The organism is Shewanella corallii, from assembly GCF_023349125.1.
In the GTDB taxonomy this organism is placed as follows: Bacteria; Pseudomonadota; Gammaproteobacteria; order Enterobacterales; family Shewanellaceae; genus Shewanella; species Shewanella corallii.
Genome location: NZ_JAKIKT010000031.1, coordinates 1 through 817, shown reverse-complemented (window position 1 = coordinate 817; position 817 = coordinate 1). Strand labels below are relative to the sequence as shown.

Sequence of the window (817 nt, the reverse complement as noted above, 5' to 3'; positions counted from 1 at the left end):
TGGATGCTTGCAGTCAGGCTTGGAACAACTTCATCAGCAGTACAAACCGAGTGATAAAGATGTGCGCCAGAGACTGGGCAAAGGTGACTGAACTTTAATGCGGAATGGTATTACAGCTGGTTGATGGCAATGAGTTAGAATGACTGCAGCCATAGCTTTCGAGTGAGAGACAGGATGCCGAACTGGCCTTTATACATGGAAGTAGTTTGGCATGATGTCGAGATCGTCTGGAACATTTCTCGACCTGACATCGGGGGTAGATGCTTGGCAATGGCCAGCTTCGAGACAAGCTCTCCGCGTTCATCTGCCACATCAAACTTCTCTGATTAGCGCAACAGCTTCACCCTACGATCAACATAGATGGCGGAAGTGACGATATTGCACGACTATATGGATATAGGAGGTAGAGTAACGCAGGAGCAGTTACCGAGGAGCAAATATCGGTCTCTCACATGGGGGTTAAGCAAGTCTGCTCTGGAAGCGAAGCTTTCAGGACTTGATTAACGCGGAGCGAAGTATGAGCGTAGCCGGGAGCCCGCTCAGCGCGGGCTGACATCGAGGGTGGAGCATCGCCGCTTTCTTATAAGTGGATAAGTCACCTGACAATGACGTACACCCAACTTGCAGATACGCTTAAACATTTTTAAAACCCCAAACGCAAAAAAGCCACCTTATTCAGGTGGCTTCTTCACTTATTGGGCGCTTAGCAATGACCTACTCTCACATGGGGAAGCCCCACACTACCATCGGCGCAGCTGCGTTTCACTTCTGAGTTCGGAATGGGATCAGGTGGGACCACAGCGCTATTGTCACCAAG

The 817-nt window shown here is 49.8% G+C and carries 1 rRNA gene; it reads right to left on the bottom strand.

Annotated elements, in window-relative coordinates:
• Window positions 1-701 precede the first annotated feature (701 nt).
• Window positions 702-817: ribosomal RNA gene (gene rrf / locus L2725_RS23140) — 5S ribosomal RNA — on the bottom strand.